The organism is Kitasatospora sp. NPDC004799, assembly GCF_040609095.1.
Taxonomy (GTDB): Bacteria; Actinomycetota; Actinomycetes; order Streptomycetales; family Streptomycetaceae; genus Kitasatospora.
The window spans coordinates 1-1,713 of record NZ_JBEXJK010000755.1 but is presented as its reverse complement, the minus strand read 5'-3'; the positions used below and the strand labels follow the sequence as shown (position 1 = coordinate 1,713).

Genomic DNA, 1,713 nt, shown 5'->3' with positions numbered 1-1,713 from the left:
GCTCTGCCTGCGCGAGGACGTCGGCCGGCACAACGCCGTGGACAAGGTAGATCGGAAGAGCCTCGGTCGCCTTGGACGTGTCACTGCCGGCCTGCTGGGTCTCGAGCGCGGCCCGCGCGGCATCGGCCTTGGCCAGCTCCGAGTTCTTGACCGCCTGGTCCTTGGCCTCGATGGCCGCGGTCGTCTCCTGGGCCGCCTGCGCGCTCGCGTCCTTCGCCTGCTGGGCAAGCTGCGCGATGCTCGCGCGCTCCATGTCACGGCTCTGCGCGATGTACTGGCCGGTCGCCAGGAACTCGCGCACGTCCTCGATCGACCCGTTCAGCGCGATGCGCGCCGCCGCCTGGACGTTGGGTCCACCGGAGCTGAGGATCTGGACCAGCTTGACCCGGTCGTCGGCGTCCTTGGCCGTGAACTGGGTCTCGGTCAGGAACCTCTGCAGGTCGTCGCTGGTGTTGCCGCGCAGCGCGGCGTCGCCTGCTGCCTGCAGACTGCTGCCGGCTCCCATCGCGGGGTCGGTGATCCGGGTGATCCACAGTCGTCGGTCCGCGTCGAGGGCTGCCTGCCAGCCGCCCTCCAGGAAGGCGCGCAGCTCGTCAGCGGTGCCCTCGATGGCCTTGTCGGCGGCCTCCCGGACCTTCGGCCCGCCCACGCTGGAGATCTGCGTGGCCGTGAGCAGGTCGTCCGCGTGCTGGGCCCCGGCGAGGTCGTTGTCGACGAACTGCTTCACGTCTTGGTCGGACCCGGCCAGCGCGGCCTCGGCCAGCGCGTGGACGCGCGGGCCGCCGCTGAGCCACGCATGCAGCACGCGTGCGCGGCCGCTCAGCTGGACCCGGCTGCCGGTCGGCTCGGCGCCGACGGCGCTCGGGATGCCCGACCCCACCAGGCCGGCCGTCAGCGCGAGGGGCAGCAGGCCCAGGGAGAGCCTGCCCAGCAATGGCGGTCTCCCCCTCCCTCGCCGTCCTGAACGGGATATCGAAGGGCGCATGGAAAACCTCCAGTGTCGACGTCGGCCGAATCCCGGCCGCGGCGGAGCCCAACGATAAATGACGCGGGAACAGAATCCTTACGAGGGTGGTAAATCGAGCGCCCGCAGCCGCGGCCCCGCAGTAAAAAGAGACCCAGTCGGCTCATATTTCGGCAAATGTGTCGCACCGTCAGCTTGTGATCGAATGCCCTCTAAATCATGACAAGTCGCCTGCCTGACCTGCCGAAATGGGGGTTGGCGAGGCCCGGTTCGATCTGGTTCGATGGGGCGGCTTCCGCTCGTGGTCGAAGGGGTGGTCGGGCGGCTTCTTCGGAGCTTGTTCCCAGCATTCATGACGCTTCATCACGTCATGCCGGTTCGCCTGCCATCCGGGGCCTTCGTCCCATTCCGCGGATCTGTCGATCAGGGCAACACCGAACGAACGAAGAGGACCAGGAATGTCAAAGCGTCTGTCCCGTTGGATCGTTGGCGGAGCCGTTGCCGCGGCCGCCACGCTCGGTGCCACCGCGCTCGCGTCGGCCGACGGTTCCCCGGCGGACAACTCGGCCGCGCCGCCGGCCGTCGAGGACTTCGTCCACCCCGGCCCGGCCCCGTACCCGAACGTGAAGCTGCTGCGCGGCGACGGCCACATCATGCTGTCCGACTGCGCCGTCGACGACCAGATCAGCGTGCTCAGCTTCGACCTGCCCAACAGCAGCGGCAACAAGATCTGCTTCCGCGCCACCAGC

1 protein-coding gene and 1 pseudogene are annotated in these 1,713 nt (G+C 68.9%); one reads left to right on the top strand and one right to left on the bottom strand.

The features are described from left to right. Positions 1-934: ALF repeat-containing protein (locus ABZW03_RS40550; RefSeq protein WP_355269850.1), on the bottom strand; the 934-nt coding region annotated here is incomplete at its 3' end. Positions 935-1,422: 488 nt separating this feature from the next. Between ABZW03_RS40550 and ABZW03_RS40545 the strand changes: the two are divergent. Continuing rightward, positions 1,423-1,713: pseudogene (locus tag ABZW03_RS40545) on the top strand (hypothetical protein); the annotation flags it as partial.